Source organism: Burkholderia sp. BE17, assembly GCF_009362305.1.
In the GTDB taxonomy this organism is placed as follows: domain Bacteria; phylum Pseudomonadota; class Gammaproteobacteria; order Burkholderiales; family Burkholderiaceae; genus Burkholderia; species Burkholderia pyrrocinia_C.
Genome location: NZ_WHNU01000069.1, coordinates 15,527 through 31,837 on the forward strand (window position 1 = coordinate 15,527; position 16,311 = coordinate 31,837).

The following is a 16,311-nucleotide window of genomic DNA, read 5'->3' on the forward strand; positions in this document are numbered from 1 at the left end:
CCTGGCCGGCGTCGTTCGTTCGGACGACGTGAAAGCCGCTATTGTACTTGCCTTGCGAAGCACCCAGACGATCCGATGCCTGTGTCACCACGCCGTTCCACCGCCACCGTTGCCGATTCCGCCGATCCGTTCGACACGGAGGATGTTGCGTTGCCTGCGCATCGCGCGGGGGAGCGTGACGCGCAGGAGCCTGCCGAGCCGCCGCGCGCCGCGCCGCGCCGCGCCGGCCCGAAGCGCGGCGCCGACGGGCGGCTCGCGCAGCCGGCCGCCGCCGCGCCCGATGCCGAAGGCGGCGCTGTGAGCGACGAAGCGGGCGCAAGCGGCACGAAGCGCAAGAAGAAGGCGGCCGCCGACAAACCCGTGAAGACCGTCGACAAGCTCGCGAAGCTCGGTCTCACGCGCTCGATCGATCTCGTGCTGCATCTGCCGATGCGCTATGAGGACGAAACCACGCTCACGCCGATCGGCGAACTGCTGCCGGGCGGCATCGCGCAGACCGAAGGCGTCGTGTTCGACAACGAGGTCGCGTACCGGCCGCGCCGCCAGCTCGTCGTGAAGATCCAGGACGACGACGGCGAGCATCTTGTGCTGCGCTTCCTGAATTTCTACGGCTCGCAGGTCAAGCAGATGGCCGTCGGCCAGCGGCTGCGCGTGCGCGGCGACGTGCGCGGCGGCTTCTTCGGGATGGAGATGGTGCATCCGGCGGTGCGCGTCGTCGAAGCGGATACGCCGCTGCCGCAGGTGCTCACGCCCGTCTATCCGAGCACGGCCGGCGTGTCGCAGGCCTATCTGCGCAAGGCGATCGAGAACGCGGTCGAGCGCACGCCGCTGCCCGAGCTGCTGCCGCCCGAGATCGATCGCGCGTACCTGCGGCCGCTCGGCGTGCCGTCGCTCGAGCAGGCCGTGCGCATCCTGCACCACCCGCGCGTCGATTCCGACGAAGCCGCGCTGATGGACGGCTCGCATCCGGCCTGGACGCGCATCAAGTTCGAGGAGCTGCTCGCGCAGCAACTGTCGCTCAAGCGTGCGCACGAGGAGCGCCGCACGCGCGCGGCGCCCGCGATGCCGCGCCGCACCGCGAGCGATGCCGACGCGCTGACGACACGGCTCTACGCGGCGCTGCCGTTCACGCTGACCGGCGCGCAGTCGCGCGTCGTCGACGAGATCGCGCACGACCTCACGCTCGCGCACCCGATGCAGCGCCTGCTGCAGGGCGACGTCGGCAGCGGCAAGACGGTCGTCGCGGCGCTGGCCGCCACGCAGGCGATCGACGCCGGTTACCAGGCCGCGCTGATGGCGCCCACCGAAATCCTCGCGGAACAGCACGCGCGCAAACTGCGCGCGTGGCTCGAGCCGCTCGGCGTCACGGTTGCGTGGCTGGCCGGCAGCCTGAAGGCGAAGGAGAAGCGTGCGGCGATCGAGGCGGCCGCGCTCGGCACCGCGCAGCTCGTGATCGGCACGCACGCGATCATCCAGGACACGGTCGAATTCGCGCGGCTCGGCCTTGTGATCGTCGACGAGCAGCACCGCTTCGGCGTCGAGCAGCGTCTCGCGCTGCGCGCGAAGGCCGCGAACGCGGCCAATGGCGCGCGCGATTTCCAGCCGCACCAGTTGATGATGTCGGCCACGCCGATTCCGCGCACGCTCGCGATGACGTACTACGCCGATCTCGAGGTCTCGACGATCGACGAGCTGCCGCCGGGCCGCACGCCCGTGCTGACGCGCCTCGTCGGCGACGCGCGGCGCGAGGAGGTGATCGCCCGTGTGCGCGAGGCCGCGCTGACGGGTCGCCAGGTGTACTGGGTGTGCCCGCTGATCGAGGAGAGCGAGACGCTGCAGCTGCAGACGGCCGTCGAGACTTACGAGACGCTGGCCGCGGCGCTCCCCGAGCTGAAGGTCGGGCTCGTGCACGGCCGGCTGTCGCCGGCCGACAAGGCGGCCGTGATGGAAGCGTTCACGCGCAACGACGTGCAGCTGCTGGTCGCGACGACCGTGATCGAAGTCGGCGTCGACGTGCCGAACGCGTCGCTGATGGTGATCGAGCACGCGGAGCGCTTCGGCCTCGCGCAGCTGCACCAGTTGCGCGGCCGCGTCGGGCGCGGCACCGCGGCGTCGGTGTGCGTGCTGCTGTACACGGGGCCGCTGTCGATTACCGGCCGCGAGCGGCTGAAGACGATGCGCGAGACGACCGACGGCTTCGAGATCGCGCGGCGCGACCTCGAAATCCGCGGCCCCGGCGAATTCCTCGGCGCGCGCCAGTCGGGCGCGGCGATGCTGCGCTTCGCGAACCTCGAGACCGACGGCTGGCTGATCGACCCGGCCCGCGAGGCCGCGACGCGGCTGATCGCCGCGTACCCCGACGTCGTCACGCAGCATCTCGCGCGCTGGCTCGGCGCGCGCGAGCAGTACCTGAAGGCCTGATCCATCGGTTTGGGGCCGGATCATGAACCGCCAAAAGCCGCCAATCGACGCATCGCGATGCAGAGAAACTTGGCGAACCGGTGCCAGAGGGTGTATAAATTAAACCTATCGCCTGTATATATCTGATTGACCCACAATGACGCTGACTGAATTGAAATATATCGTCGCGGTCGCGCGCGAGCGGCATTTCGGCCGCGCGGCCGAAGCATGCTTCGTGAGCCAGCCGACGCTGTCGGTGGCGATCAAGAAGCTCGAAGACGAGCTCAACGTGCAGATTTTCGAGCGCGGCGCGAGCGAAGTGAGCGTGACGCCGATCGGCGACCAGATCGTCACGCAGGCGCAGCGCGTGCTCGAGCAGACCTTCGCGATCAAGGAGATTGCGAAGCAGGGCAAGGACCCGCTCGTCGGCCCGTTCCGTCTCGGCGTGATCTACACGATCGGGCCGTACCTGCTGCCGACGCTCGTCAAGCAGATGATCCAGCGTGTCCCGCAGATGCCGCTGATGCTGCAGGAGAACTACACGCTGAAGCTGCTCGAACTGCTGAAGCAGGGCGAGATCGACGCCGCGATCATGGCGCTGCCGTTCCCGGAAACCGGCCTGATGGTGCGCCCGCTGTACGACGAGCCGTTCGTCGTCGCGCTGCCGGCCGGCCATCCGTGGGAGAAGCGCGAGGAAATCGACGCCGAGGACCTGAAGCAGGAAACCATGCTGCTGCTCGGCAACGGCCACTGCTTCCGCGATCACGTGCTTGGTGTGTGCCCGGAGCTGATGCGCTTCTCGCAGACGGCCGACGGCATCCAGAAGACCTTCGAGGGCTCGTCGCTCGAGACGATCCGCCACATGGTCGCGAGCGGCGTCGGCATCACCGTGCTGCCGCGGATGTCGGTCACCGAGGTCGGCCCGCGCGCGAACGGCCCCGATGCCGAGTTGCTGTCGTACGTGCCGTTCCACGAACCGGTGCCCGACCGCCGGGTGGTGCTTGTGTGGCGCAAGAGCTTCACGCGGATGCCCGCGATCGACGCGATCAGCGATGCGATTTCCGCATGCGAACTGCCGGGCGTCGCGAAGCTCGACATGCCGGCAACGATGAACTGACCGAGCTGCGGCATGCGTGCGCGGCGGCATGATGGACGGGGTCTTGCGACTCCGTTTATTTTTCTCTATCGCATAGATGAAATTAATTAAATTCAAATAATCGATAGATTTGCCTACAATTCTCTACATGGATCGGCGTCATGTCGACGGTCGATTTGCACGCTGAATGCAAGCGTCAAAGGAGGATGTCATGATGCGGTCGGTATTGCAGCACGCGCAGCGGAACATCCCGTCGCGCGACGAGGTCGTACATCGCGTCAGGGTTGCGGTTCGGCGCCTGCGTCCGATTGCGTTCGCATACCTGGCGGACCGCGTATATGGCGGATGAACGTTGGCGCATGCCGGTCCTGCGTGCCCCTGCTTCACCCGCCGCCAAGCCATGAGAGAGCATCGCATGTCCGAAAGCTGGAACACCGCGCGCAGCGGCACGATGCGCGCCGGCGGCCGGTTTCCCGAGCGCCCCGCCTGCGGCGCCTCGCAGCGGGAACGCGCGGCGAAGGCCACGCACGACATCCCGTAGTACGACAGGAGGATCTACCTGTTCCGTTTCCTATCCCCGCAATGACACTCCACGATCCGCGCCCGGCACGCTGCCGGAGCGAGCAGGTGGAGGCATACGAGCAAGCCAAGGAGAAAACGCATGTCGACTGAAACGAAGTGCCCGTTCAATCACACCGCAGGCAGCGGCACGACGAACAAGGACTGGTGGCCGAATCAACTGAACCTGAACATCCTGCACCGGCACTCGGCGCTGTCCGATCCGATGGACAAGGATTTCGACTACACCGAGGCGTTCAAGAAGCTTGACCTCGCGGCGGTGAAGAAGGACCTGCACGCGCTGATGACGACGTCGCAGGACTGGTGGCCGGCCGACTTCGGCCACTACGGCGGCCTGTTCATCCGCATGGCCTGGCACAGCGCCGGCACGTACCGCACGGCCGACGGCCGCGGCGGCGCGGGCGGCGGGCAGCAGCGCTTCGCACCGCTCAACAGCTGGCCGGACAACGTGAGCCTCGACAAGGCGCGCCGGCTGCTGTGGCCGATCAAGCAGAAGTACGGCCGCAACATCTCGTGGGCCGACCTGCTGATCCTGACCGGCAACGTCGCGCTCGAATCGATGGGCTTCAAGACCTTCGGCTTCGCCGGCGGCCGCGTCGACACGTGGGAGCCGGACGACGTCTACTGGGGCTCGGAAAAGATCTGGCTGGAACTGAGCGGCGGCCCGAACAGCCGCTACTCGGGCAAGCGCGACCTCGAAAGCCCGCTCGCCGCGGTGCAGATGGGCCTCATCTACGTGAACCCGGAAGGCCCGGACGGCAACCCCGACCCGGTCGCCGCCGCGCACGACATCCGCGAGACGTTCGCGCGGATGGCGATGAACGATGAAGAGACGGTCGCGCTGATCGCCGGCGGCCACACGTTCGGCAAGACGCACGGCGCCGGTCCGGCATCGAACGTCGGCCCCGAGCCGGAAGCTGCGGGCCTCGAGCAGCAGGGTCTCGGCTGGAAGAGCGCGTTCGGCACCGGCAAGGGCGCGGACGCAATCACGAGCGGCCTGGAAGTCACGTGGACGTCGACGCCGACCAAGTGGAGCAACGACTTCTTCAAGCACCTGTTCAGCTATGAGTGGGAGCTCACGAAGAGCCCGGCCGGCGCGCACCAGTGGGTCGCGAAGGACGCCGGCGAAGTGATTCCGGATGCGTACGACGCGTCGAAGAAGCATCGCCCGACGATGCTGACGACCGACTTGTCGCTGCGTTTCGATCCGGCATACGAAAAGATCTCGCGCCGCTTCTACGAGAACCCGGCCGAGTTCGCCGACGCGTTCGCACGCGCATGGTTCAAGCTCACGCACCGCGACATGGGCCCGCGCGCACGCTATCTCGGCCCGGACGTGCCGGCGGAGCAGTTGCTGTGGCAGGACCCGATCCCGGCCGTCGACCACCCGCTGATCGACGACGCCGACGTCGCGGCGCTGAAGGCGAAGGTGCTCGCATCGGGCCTGTCGGTGTCGCAGCTCGTGTCGACCGCATGGGCGTCGGCTGCGACGTTCCGCGGTTCGGACAAGCGCGGCGGCGCGAACGGTGCGCGCATCCGCCTCGCGCCGCAGAAGGACTGGGAAGTGAACCGTCCGGCTGAACTCGCGAAGGTGCTCGCGACGCTCGAAGGCGTGCAGAAGGCGTTCAACGACGCGCAGACGGGCGGCAAGAAGGTGTCGCTCGCCGACCTGATCGTGCTGGCCGGTGCGGCCGGCGTCGAGCAGGCCGCGAAGAATGCGGGCGTGGCGGTGACGGTGCCGTTCGCACCGGGCCGCGCGGATGCGTCGCAGGAGCAGACCGACATTGACGCGATGGCCGTGCTCGAGCCGCTGGCGGATGGTTTCCGCAACTTCCTGAAGCATGCGTACAAGACGCCGGCCGAGGCGCTGCTGGTCGACAAGGCGCAACTGCTGACGCTCAGCGCGCCCGAGATGACGGTGCTCGTCGGTGGCCTGCGCGTGCTCGGCACGAACGTCGGCGACGCGAAGCACGGCGTGTTCACCGACCGTCCGGAAACGCTGACGAACGACTTCTTCGTGAACCTGCTCGACATGGGTACGGAATGGAAGCCGGTGTCGGCCGCGAACGACGTGTTCGAAGGGCGCGATCGCGCGACGGGCAAGGTCAAGTGGACGGGCACGCGCGTCGACCTGATCTTCGGCTCGCACGCGCAACTGCGTGCGCTGGCCGAGGTGTACGGCAGCGCGGATGCGAAGGAGAAGTTCGCGCGCGATTTCGTCGCGGCCTGGAACAAGGTGATGAACCTCGACCGCTTCGATCTCGCATGAACCTGGCCGCAGCGTAACGCGGTAGTGCGGTAACGCAGTAACGTGAAACGGCCGGTCGTTCGACCGGCCGTTTCTTCTGGACCCGATGTTTTCTCGAAGGAGTGACGATCATGACGCAGATGATGCTGGACATGCGCGCCGCGCTCGCGGTGCCGGTGACACGGGCGCCGGCCGCGATCGTGCGGCGCTTCGTCGGCTTTGCGATCGCCGGCGGCGGCGCGGCCGTGCTGGTCGCGCAGGCGCTGCACGCGCTCGCGCCGGTAGCGGGCTACTGAGCGCGCGGTTTTTCGCGCGACGCTGCACAGGCGAGCCTCATACGAATGCCGCACGCGGGCGGCACGCGAATTGCCCGATACATGTTCGCCGCTTCAACGTGATGGGTGAGGAATCCTGACGATAGTCGGGAAACACAACGCCACGCGGATCAACATCGGCATCGGTCAACCCGGCTCCGTCGTCGACGCCGTCCACGCATGATTCGGGGTGCGGAATTGCATCATCCGGCTGCTCGTCGGTACGAGCGTCGTGTCTCGGCGGCTTCGCGTGCCGTTGACCGGAGCAGGCATGATCTGCATTGAGCGGCCTGCCGACTTGTGCGAATCTGTATCGCAGACTTCATCGTTCATCCTTCTTTACCGGCCCGGTACGGGAGACAACCATGGCCCTCGATCGAAGCGCGCGTCCGGAACGGACCGCGTTCGTCTTTGCAGGCGGGGGCAGCCTCGGTGCGATCGAGGTGGGCATGCTGCGCGAACTGCTCAATCACGGTGAACGGCCCGACTTCGTGGTCGGCGCGTCCGCCGGCGCGATCAACGCTGCGTATTTCGCCGGGCAGCCCGACGAAGACGGCGTCGCGAAGCTCGAAGCGCTGTGGTGCAACATCCGCCGGCGCGACATCATGCCGTTTTCGATGCTCGGCCTGTTGAGGACGGTTCTGCAGAACCGCGCACACCTCGTCGAGGCGACCGCGCTGCGATTGCTGCTGGAAAGGCATCTGCGGTATCGGTACGTCGAACGTGCATCGCTGCCGCTGCACGTCGTCGCGACCGACATGCTCAGCGGCAACGAAATCGTGCTTTCGTCGGGCCTCGTCGTCGACGCCGTGCTCGCCAGCGCGGCGATCCCGGGCGTGTTCCCGCCGGTGCGGATCGACGATCGACTGATGGTCGATGGTGGCGTCGCGAACAATACACCGATCTCGATTGCCGTCGCGCGGGGCGCGACGCGCATCGTCGTGCTGCCGGCAGGCTTCGCGTGCGCGTTGCGCAAGCCACCGGGAAGCGCAATCGCGCAGGCGATGCATGCGCTGACGCTCGTGATCGCGCGCCAGCTCGTGCGCGATCTCGAGTTCTACCAAAGTCGCGCCACGATTTGCGTGGTGCCGCCGCTATGTCCGCTCGACGTCTCGCCGTACGACTACACCCGGTGCAAGGAGTTGATCGACCTCGCGGCCGAACGGACCCGCGCGTGGCTCGGCGATGGCGGCCTCGAACAGACGTTCATTCCGGGGGCGTTGCACGAGCACACGCACTCGGCTCGGCGGCCGACCTGCGATGCCGGTGCGTAGAGCCCGCCCAACGCGGGCACGGACCCTGGCCGATCCGCCCGTATCGGGCCAAACCGCGGCCGGTGTGCCGAACGGCTCGATCCGCGTTCGCTTCGAATCTGTCCCTTGATATACGTGCATTGCGGCGCGACCATGTGCAGCGGGCCGCGGCGGCCAGTCGGCGCACGGCGGCGGCCGGCTGCGGCACGCTCCGACATGACGCGAAGCACCGCTCGGCTCTAAAATGCCGGGATTATCTTCCCGGTGCTCCGCCATGCTTGCCCGCTTTCCCCTGTATCTGCGGCTCGTCCGGATGGACAAGCCGATCGGCAGCCTGCTGCTGCTCTGGCCGACGCTCAATGCGCTGTGGATCGCGTCGGACGGCCACCCGCGCTGGCCGCTGCTCGTGATCTTTTCGCTCGGCACGCTGCTGATGCGTTCGGCCGGCTGCGCGATGAACGATTACGCCGACCGCGATTTCGACCGCCACGTGAAGCGCACGGCCGACCGGCCGCTGACGTCCGGCAAGATTCGCGCATGGGAAGCCGTTGCGATCGCGGTCGGGCTGTCGTTCATCGCGTTCCTGCTGATCCTGCCGCTCAACACGCTGACGAAGGAATTGTCAGTCGTCGCGCTGTTCGTCGCCGGCTCGTATCCGTTCATGAAGCGCTTCTTCGCGATTCCGCAGGCGTATCTCGGCATCGCGTTCGGCTTCGGCATCCCGATGGCGTTCGCGGCCGTGCAGGACACGGTGCCGACGATCGCGTGGGTGATGCTGGCCGCGAACATTTTCTGGTCGGTCGCGTACGACACCGAATATGCGATGGTCGATCGCGACGACGACATCAAGATCGGCATCCGCACGTCCGCGCTGACGTTCGGCCGCTTCGACGTCGCGGCGGTGATGGCGTGTTATGCGGCGACGCTCGGCATCTACGTGTGGATCGGCGTGACGCTCGGCTTCGGCCTGGCGTACTGGGCCGGCTGGGCGGCCGCGGTCGGCTGCGCGCTGTATCACTACACGCTGATCAAGGGCCGCGAACGGATGCCGTGCTTCGCGGCGTTCCGGCACAACAACTGGCTCGGCGGTGTGCTGTTCGCGGGGATCGCCGCGCATTACCTGCTGGCCGGCAACTGAACGGAGCCGCGCGCCGGCGCGCAATTCCAATAAAAAAGCGACCTGACGGTCGCTTTTTTATGTCAGGCGCCAGGCCAGCCGGCACCACGGGCGCGCTTACGCGCGGCCGAGCTCGTCGCCCATTTCCTTCGCGCGCGCCTCGGCCGCGAGCGCGCCGCGCACGATCGCTTCCTTCACGCCCTGCGCGTCGAACGACGCGAGTGCGGCGGCCGTCGTGCCGCCCTTCGACGTCACGCGCTCGCGCAGCACGCTCGCCGGCTCGCCCGATTGCGCGGCGAGTTGCGCGGCGCCCGCGAACGTCGCGACCGCGAGCGCGCGGCCCTGTTCGTCGTTCATGCCGAGGCGGCGCGCGGCTTCCTGCAGCGCTTCGATGAAATAGAACACGTATGCGGGGCCGCTGCCCGAAATGGCCGTGACGGCGTCGAGCTGCGATTCGTCGTCGAACCACACGATCTCGCCGACCGCGCCGAGCACGTTCGACGCGAGTTCGCGGCCCGCCGCGTCGACGCCCGGCAGTGCGGCGAGGCCCGTCACGCCCATGCCGACGAGCGCGGGCGTGTTCGGCATCGTGCGCACGACGCGGGCGTAGTCGCCGAGCCAGCGCGCGAGATCCGTGCCGCGGATGCCGGCCGCGATGCTGATCACGAGCTGCGACTTCAGGTGCGGCGCGAGCGCCTGCGCGACGTCCTTCAGCACCTGCGGCTTCACCGCGAGCACGACCGCGTCGTAATCGGCGAGCGTCGCGTCGACGGCCGCGCCGGTGCGCACGCCGAATTGCTGCGCGGCGCGCGCGCGCACGTCCTCGTTGATGTCGATGGCATACAGGCCTTCAGCGGCGACGCCGCGCTTGATCAGGCCGCCGATCAGGGCCGCGGCCATGTTGCCGCCGCCGATGAATGCGATTTTCATGATGTCCGATTGAGCGAGTGAGTGAACGGAAAGGCGGAAAGGGCGCGGCGTTCAGTGCGAGTAATCGCGCGCGCCGAAGATCGCGGTGCCGACGCGCACGATCGTCGCGCCTTCGAGCACGGCCGCATCGAGATCGGCGGACATGCCCATCGACAACGTGTCGAGCTGCAGGCCGCCGGCACGCAATGCGTCGAACAGCGCGCGCAGCGCGCGATGCGGTGCGCGTTGCGCCTCGATATCGCCGGCCGGTTCGGGAATCGCCATCAGGCCGCGCAGCCGCAGCGATGGCAGCGCGGCGACCGCGCGCGCGACGTCGGCCACGTCGGTCGGCGCGACGCCGCTCTTCGACGCCTCGCCGCTGATGTTCACCTGCACGCACACGTTGAGCGGCGGCAGGTGCGCGGGGCGTTGTTCCGACAGGCGCTGCGCGATCTTCAGCCGGTCGACCGAATGGACCCAGTCGAAGCGCTCGGCGACCGGGCGCGTCTTGTTCGATTGCAGCGGCCCGATGAAATGCCATTCGAGGCTCGCGCGCAGATCGGCGAGCGCGTCGATCTTGTCGATCGATTCCTGCACGTAGTTTTCGCCGAATGCGTGTTGCCCGGCCGCGTGCGCGGCGCGCACGTCGTCGGCGGGAAACGTCTTCGAGACGGCGAGCAGCGATACGGTGGCGGGATCGCGGCCGGCCGCGCGGGCGGCGTCGGCGATGCGGCGATGAACGGATTCGAGACGGGCGGCGAGATCGGACATGACGGGCACGAAGGCAGGCACGGAAGCAGGCACGAAGCGGATGCGCCGCGGCACGCGGCGCATCGATCCGCCCATTATACGGACGCCGCGCGCGACGCCCGCGTCAGCCGTACAGCAAATGCTCGACGAGCTGGACCCAGTGGACGACCGGAATCTGCGTGCCGCTTTGCAGGTGCGCGATGCAACCGATGTTGCCGGACACGATCATCTGCGGTTCGAGCGCCTGCAGCTTCAGCAGCTTCTGCTTGCGCAACCGGTACGACAGCGACGGTTGAGTCAGCGAATAGGTGCCGGCCGAGCCGCAGCACAGATGGCTGTCGGCCGGCAGCCGCACGTCGATGCCGAGCGTCTCGAGCAGGCGTTCGACCTTGCCGCGCGACTGCTGGCCGTGCTGCAGCGTACACGGCGGGTGGTACGCGACGGTGTGGATCGCGCGGCGCCGCGCGAGCGTCGCGAGCTCGGCCTCGAACGCGAGCAGCACGTCGGAGATGTCGCGCGTCAGCGAGACGATGCGCTGCGCCTTCTCCGCGTAGGCCGGATCGTCGCGCAGCAGGTGCGCGTATTCGAGCACCGTCGCGCCGCAGCCCGACGCGTTCATCACGATCGCCTCGGCGCCCTGTTCGACGTGGGGCCACCATGCGTCGATGTTGCGGCGCGCGTCGTCGAGCGCTTCGTCGTGATAGTTCAGGTGCAGGCGGATCGCGCCGCAGCAGCCCGCGTCGGGTGAGACGACCGTCTCGATGCCGAGCGCGTCGAGCACGCGCGCGGTCGCGATGTTGATGTTCGGCAGCATTGACGGCTGCACGCAGCCGCCGAGCATCAGCATCTTGCGCGTATGCGTGCGGTGCGGCCATTCGAGCAGCCGCGTGCGCGGCGGCACCTTGTCGCGCAGCCGCTTCGGCAGCAGCGGCCGCACGTGCTGGCCGAGTCGCATCATGGGCGAAAACAGCGCGGCGTTCGGCACGAGGCTCGCGAGCACGCGGCGCACGAGACGCTGCTGCACGGGGCGCCGCACCTGCGCCTCGACGTGCTTGCGGCCGATCTCGACGAGCCGGCCATACTGAACGCCGGACGGGCAGGTCGTCTCGCAGCTTCGGCACGTGAGGCAGCGGTCGAGGTGCTGCTGCGTGCTGCGCGTGACGGGCGCGCCCTCGACCATCTGCTTGATCAGGTAGATGCGCCCGCGCGGGCCGTCGAGTTCGTCGCCGAGCAGTTGATAGGTCGGGCAGGTCGCGGTGCAGAACCCGCAATGCACGCACTTGCGCAGGATCGCGTCGGCCTCGTCGCCGTCGGGCGTGTTGCGGATGAAATCGGCGAGGTTCGTTTGCATCGAGCTCTCAGAGATCGGGGTAGAGCCGGCCGCGGTTGAAGATGCGCGCGGGATCGAACGCGGCTTTCAGCCCGCGGTGGATCTTCATCATCGGGGCGGGCAGCGGCGTGAACACCCCCGCGCTGCGGTCGTACGTGTCGCCCGCGCGGAACAGCGTCGCGTGGCCGCCGGCCTGCTTCGCGCTCATGCGCACGGTCTGCGCATCGGCGTCGGTGATCCACCAGCGCTGCGCGCCGCCCCATTCCATCAACTGGGTGCCCGGCAGGTGCATCGGTTCGGTGATCGACGGCAGCGCGAGGCGCCACAGCGCATAGCCGGGCGGAATGCCGTTGAAGAACGGATCGGTATGCTCGCGCAGGCCGGCCCAGAAGCGCTCGGCTTCGACCGCGTCGACGACTTCGCCGCCGAGCACCGTCTTCGCGGATTTCACGGCTGCTTCGGCGCCCGACAGGCGCAGCACGAGCGTGCCGTTGCGCCACGCGCTCGCGCTGACGGGCAGCGGATGGCCGCCCCATTCGTTGAGCTTGCGCACCGCGTCGGTCGCGGTCATCTCGAACTTCAGCGTGACTTCGGCGACGGGCATCGGCAGCACCTTGATCGACAGGTCGAGCATCAGCCCGAGCGTGCCGAGCGAACCGGCCATCAGCCGCGACACGTCGTAGCCGGCGACATTCTTCACGACCTGGCCGCCGAAGCGCAGCACCTCGCCGCGGCCGTTCATCAGCGTGACGCCGAGCACGAAATCGCGCGGTGCGCCGCAGGTGGCGCGGCGCGGGCCCGCGAGGCCCGCCGCGATGCAGCCGCCGACGGTGGCCGCGCGGCCGAAGTGCGGCGGCTCGAACGGCAGCATCTGGCCGCACTCGGCGAGGACGGTTTCAAGCTGCGCGAGCGGCGTGCCCGCGCGGACCGTGACGACGAGCTCAGCCGGGTCGTACGACACGATGCCCTGAAACGCGCGCGTGTCGAGTATTTCGCCCTCGAGCGCCTGGCCGTACCAGTCCTTGGTGCCGCCGCCGCGAATCCGCAGCGGCCGGCCGTCGGCGCTGGCCGCACGGATGCGCTCGGCCCATCCGGCGACGATGTCGTCCTCTTCCATGTTCTGTTGCTGCCTCGACTTGTTGTTCGGTCGATTGTACCGGGGTGGCGCGATTCCACATCGCGACTATCCCTAAGCCCCGTATTGCGGGCCGCATGCCCGCATCGCCGCGCGAACGGGCCGCGCGGGCACGGCAGCAGGGTGCGGAGCGGCCGCCGGCGCGGCCCGCGCCCCGCGCGACGCTCAGAAGCGCGGCAGGTCGGGGTGCGGCAGCAGCCCGCCGCGCACGTGCTGGCGGCCGTATTCGGCGCAGCGCGCGCGGGTCGGGATACCCTTGTCCGGGTTCAGCAGCCCGGCCGGGTCGAATGCGCGCTTGACCGCGAAGAACGCGTCGCGCTCCTGCGGCGAGAACTGTACGCACATCGAATTGAGCTTCTCGATGCCGACGCCGTGCTCGCCCGTCACGCTGCCGCCGAATTCCACGCAGCATTCGAGGATTTCCGCGCCGAACTCCTCGGCACGGTGCAGTTCGTCAGGATCGTTCGCGTTGTACAGGATCAGCGGATGCATGTTGCCGTCGCCCGCATGGAACACGTTGATGCAGCGCAGCCCGTAGCGTGTCTCGAGCTGCTCGATGCGCGCGAGCAGCGGGCCGATCGCGCGGCGCGGCACGGTGCCGTCCATGCAGTAATAGTCGGCGGAAATACGGCCGGCGGCCGGGAACGCGTTCTTGCGGCCCGACCAGTAGCGCAGCCGCTCCTGTTCGTTGCGCGACACCTGGATGCGCGTTGCGCCGTGCTCGCGCAGCACGGCCGTCATTCGCACGATCTCTTCCGCGACTTCTTCCGGCGTGCCGTCCGATTCGCACAGCAGGATCGCCTTTGCGTCGAGGTCGTAGCCGGCGTGCGTGAATGCCTCGACGGCCTGCGTGGCCGGCTTGTCCATCATCTCGAGCCCGGCCGGGATGATGCCCGACGCGATGATCGCCGCGACGGCCTCGCCGCCCTTGACCACGTCGTCGAAGCTCGCCATCACGAGTTGCGCGGTCTGCGGCTTCGGGATCAGCCGCACCGTGACCTCGGTGACGATCGCGAACATCCCTTCGCTGCCGATCATCACGGCGAGCAGGTCGAGGCCCGGCATGTCGAGCGCGAGCGAACCGAACTCGACGATCTCGCCGTCGATCGTCACCGCGCGCACGCGCATCACGTTGTGCACGGTCAGCCCGTATTTCAGGCAATGGACGCCGCCGGAATTTTCCGCGACGTTGCCGCCGATCGTGCAGGCGATCTGCGACGACGGATCGGGCGCGTAATACAGGCCGTACGGCGCGGCGGCTTCCGAGATCGCGAGGTTGCGCACGCCGGGCTGCACGGTCGCCGTGCGCGCGTACGGGTCGACCTCGACGATGCGCGTGAAGCGCGCGAGCGACAGCACGACGCCGAGCGCGATCGGCAGCGCGCCGCCCGACAGGCTGGTGCCCGCGCCGCGCGGCACGATCGGCACTTCCATGCGGCGGCAGATCTGCACGATCCGCTGCACCTGCGATTCCGTTTCGGGCAGCGCGACCGCGAGCGGCAGGCGGCGGTAGGCGGACAGGCCGTCGCATTCGTACGGCGCCGTGTCTTCGTCGCGGTACAGCAGGCAGTGCGTCGGCAGCACGGCCATCAGGGCCTGCACGACTTCGCGCTGGCGCTGCGCGCGTGCCGCGCTCGACAGTTCGACGGGAGCGTTCATGGGGTCTCCTGCGGCAGCGGGCGCGACGTCGCGCCGCCGTCTTTCAAGAAAACGCCGGGCCGCCCCAGGTTTTCCGACCGAAGGGAGTCCCCTTGCGGGATGCCCCCTTGGAGGGCCTGGCGCGAAGCGACGGGTCTGGAGGCGCTCAGCACGTGAAAATCTTGCCGGGATTCATCAGGTTGCGCGGATCGAGTGCGAGCTTGATCGCGCGCATCGTGTCGATCGCGTTGTCGCCGTGCTCCTTCGGCAGGAACCGCATCTTGTGCAGCCCGACGCCGTGCTCGCCCGTGCAGGTGCCGCCGAGGCGCAGCGCGCGCTCGACGATCCGGTCGTTGATGTGCTCGGCTTCGGCGAGTTCCTCGGGCTTGTCGGGGTCGATCAGGATCGCGACGTGGAAATTGCCGTCGCCGACGTGGCCGACGATCGGGCAGGGCAGCGACGACGCGCGCAAGTCGACCTCGGTTTCCTCGACGCACGCGGCGAGTTGCGAGATCGGCACGCAGACGTCGGTCGTCACCGCGCGACAGCCCGGCTTCAACTGCAGCATCGCGAAGTACGCGTTGTGGCGCGCGGCCCAGAGCCGGCTGCGGTCCTCGGGGCGGGTCGCCCATTCGAAGCCCTGGCCGTTGTTCTGGCCGGCGAGCGCCTGCACGAGTTCGGCCTGTTCCTTCACGCCGGCCTCGGTGCCGTGGAATTCGAAGAACAGCGTCGGCGCTTCGGCAAGCGTCAGGTTCGAGTGGCGGTTGATCGAGCGCACGGCGAGCGAATCGACGAATTCGACGCGCGCGATCGGCACGCCGATCTGGATCGTCTCGATCACGGTGCGCACCGCGTCGCCCATCGTCGGGAACGTGCAGATCGCGGCCGACACGGCTTCGGGCAGCGGGTGCAGGCGCAGCGTGATCTCGGTGATCACGCCGAGCGTGCCTTCGGAGCCGACGAACAGGCGTGTGAGGTCATAGCCGGCCGACGACTTGCGGGCGCGCGTGCCCGTCTTCACGACGCGGCCGTCGGCGAGCACCGCGGTCAGGCCGAGCACGTTCTCGCGCATCGTGCCGTAGCGCACGGCGTTGGTGCCCGATGCGCGGGTCGCGGTCATCCCGCCGATGCTGGCGTCGGCGCCCGGGTCGATCGGGAAGAACAGGCCGGTGTCGCGCAGCGCTTCGTTGAGCGCCTTGCGCGTGATGCCCGGCTCGACCGTCACGGTCAGGTCCTCGGCGTTGATCGACAGCACGCGGTTCATTTCCGACAGGTCGAGAGATACGCCGCCGCGCACCGCGAGCAGGTGGCCTTCGAGCGACGAGCCGGCGCCGTACGGGATCAGCGGCACGCTGTAGAGCGAGCACAGCGACACGACTTCGCGCACGTCGTCCGCGCTGTGCGCGAACACGACGGCGTCGGGCAGTTGCGGATCGAACGGCGATTCGTCGCGGCCGTGGTGCGCGCGGACCGCTTCGGCGGTCGACACGCGCTCGCCGAAGGCGGCGCGCAGCGCATCGAGCATGGCGGGGGGAAGCGGGC

General features: G+C 68.4%; 13 protein-coding genes. 7 read left to right on the plus strand and 6 right to left on the minus strand.

Annotated elements, in window-relative coordinates; translation table 11 throughout:
• Positions 1-75 precede the first annotated feature (75 nt).
• From recG to ubiA, 7 genes are all read left to right on the plus strand, one after another.
• On the plus strand, positions 76-2,421 hold the full coding sequence (recG, locus tag GD429_RS38135; RefSeq protein WP_152865133.1) for an ATP-dependent DNA helicase RecG: 2,346 nt from the start codon (positions 76-78) through the stop codon (positions 2,419-2,421).
• Between the two features lie 136 nt (positions 2,422-2,557).
• A complete protein-coding gene (locus tag GD429_RS38140) occupies positions 2,558-3,517 on the plus strand; it encodes a LysR substrate-binding domain-containing protein (protein ID WP_034182776.1) in 960 nt (319 codons plus the stop codon).
• A gap of 394 nt (positions 3,518-3,911) precedes the next feature.
• Positions 3,912-4,037, plus strand: coding sequence for a hypothetical protein (locus tag GD429_RS41775; protein ID WP_265334719.1), 126 nt, complete (start codon positions 3,912-3,914; stop codon positions 4,035-4,037).
• 120 nt (positions 4,038-4,157) lie between these two features.
• A complete protein-coding gene (katG, locus tag GD429_RS38145) occupies positions 4,158-6,344 on the plus strand; it encodes a catalase/peroxidase HPI (protein WP_152865135.1) in 2,187 nt (728 codons plus the stop codon).
• A gap of 110 nt (positions 6,345-6,454) precedes the next feature.
• Positions 6,455-6,619, plus strand: a complete 165-nt coding sequence (locus GD429_RS40840) for a hypothetical protein (RefSeq protein ID WP_193727323.1) — start codon at positions 6,455-6,457, stop codon at positions 6,617-6,619.
• A 383-nt stretch (positions 6,620-7,002) separates the two neighbouring features.
• Positions 7,003-7,911: a patatin-like phospholipase family protein gene (locus GD429_RS38150; protein ID WP_152865137.1), complete on the plus strand. Its 909-nt coding sequence runs from the start codon at positions 7,003-7,005 to the stop codon at positions 7,909-7,911.
• A 253-nt stretch (positions 7,912-8,164) separates the two neighbouring features.
• Positions 8,165-9,028 carry a 4-hydroxybenzoate octaprenyltransferase gene (ubiA, locus tag GD429_RS38155; protein WP_152865139.1) on the plus strand — a complete coding sequence of 288 codons (864 nt, stop codon included), beginning with the start codon at positions 8,165-8,167 and terminating at the stop codon, positions 9,026-9,028.
• A 96-nt stretch (positions 9,029-9,124) separates the two neighbouring features.
• Here the strand turns inward: ubiA and proC are convergent, their stop codons facing one another.
• The 6 genes from proC to GD429_RS38185 all read right to left on the minus strand — a co-directional run.
• A complete protein-coding gene (gene proC, locus GD429_RS38160) occupies positions 9,125-9,937 on the minus strand; it encodes a pyrroline-5-carboxylate reductase (protein ID WP_034182779.1) in 813 nt (270 codons plus the stop codon).
• A 51-nt stretch (positions 9,938-9,988) separates the two neighbouring features.
• Positions 9,989-10,687, minus strand: coding sequence for a YggS family pyridoxal phosphate-dependent enzyme (locus tag GD429_RS38165; protein ID WP_152865141.1), 699 nt, complete (start codon positions 10,685-10,687; stop codon positions 9,989-9,991).
• Between the two features lie 103 nt (positions 10,688-10,790).
• A complete protein-coding gene (glcF, locus tag GD429_RS38170) occupies positions 10,791-12,017 on the minus strand; it encodes a glycolate oxidase subunit GlcF (protein WP_152865143.1) in 1,227 nt (408 codons plus the stop codon).
• Between the two features lie 7 nt (positions 12,018-12,024).
• On the minus strand, positions 12,025-13,113 hold the full coding sequence (glcE, locus tag GD429_RS38175) for a glycolate oxidase subunit GlcE (RefSeq protein WP_152865145.1): 1,089 nt from the start codon (positions 13,111-13,113) through the stop codon (positions 12,025-12,027).
• 183 nt (positions 13,114-13,296) lie between these two features.
• Complete coding sequence (locus tag GD429_RS38180) at positions 13,297-14,790, minus strand: FAD-linked oxidase C-terminal domain-containing protein (RefSeq protein ID WP_047899854.1); 1,494 nt, start codon at positions 14,788-14,790, stop codon at positions 13,297-13,299.
• Positions 14,791-14,935: 145 nt separating this feature from the next.
• Positions 14,936-16,311: FAD-binding oxidoreductase (locus tag GD429_RS38185; RefSeq protein WP_227792128.1), on the minus strand; the 1,376-nt coding region annotated here is incomplete at its 5' end.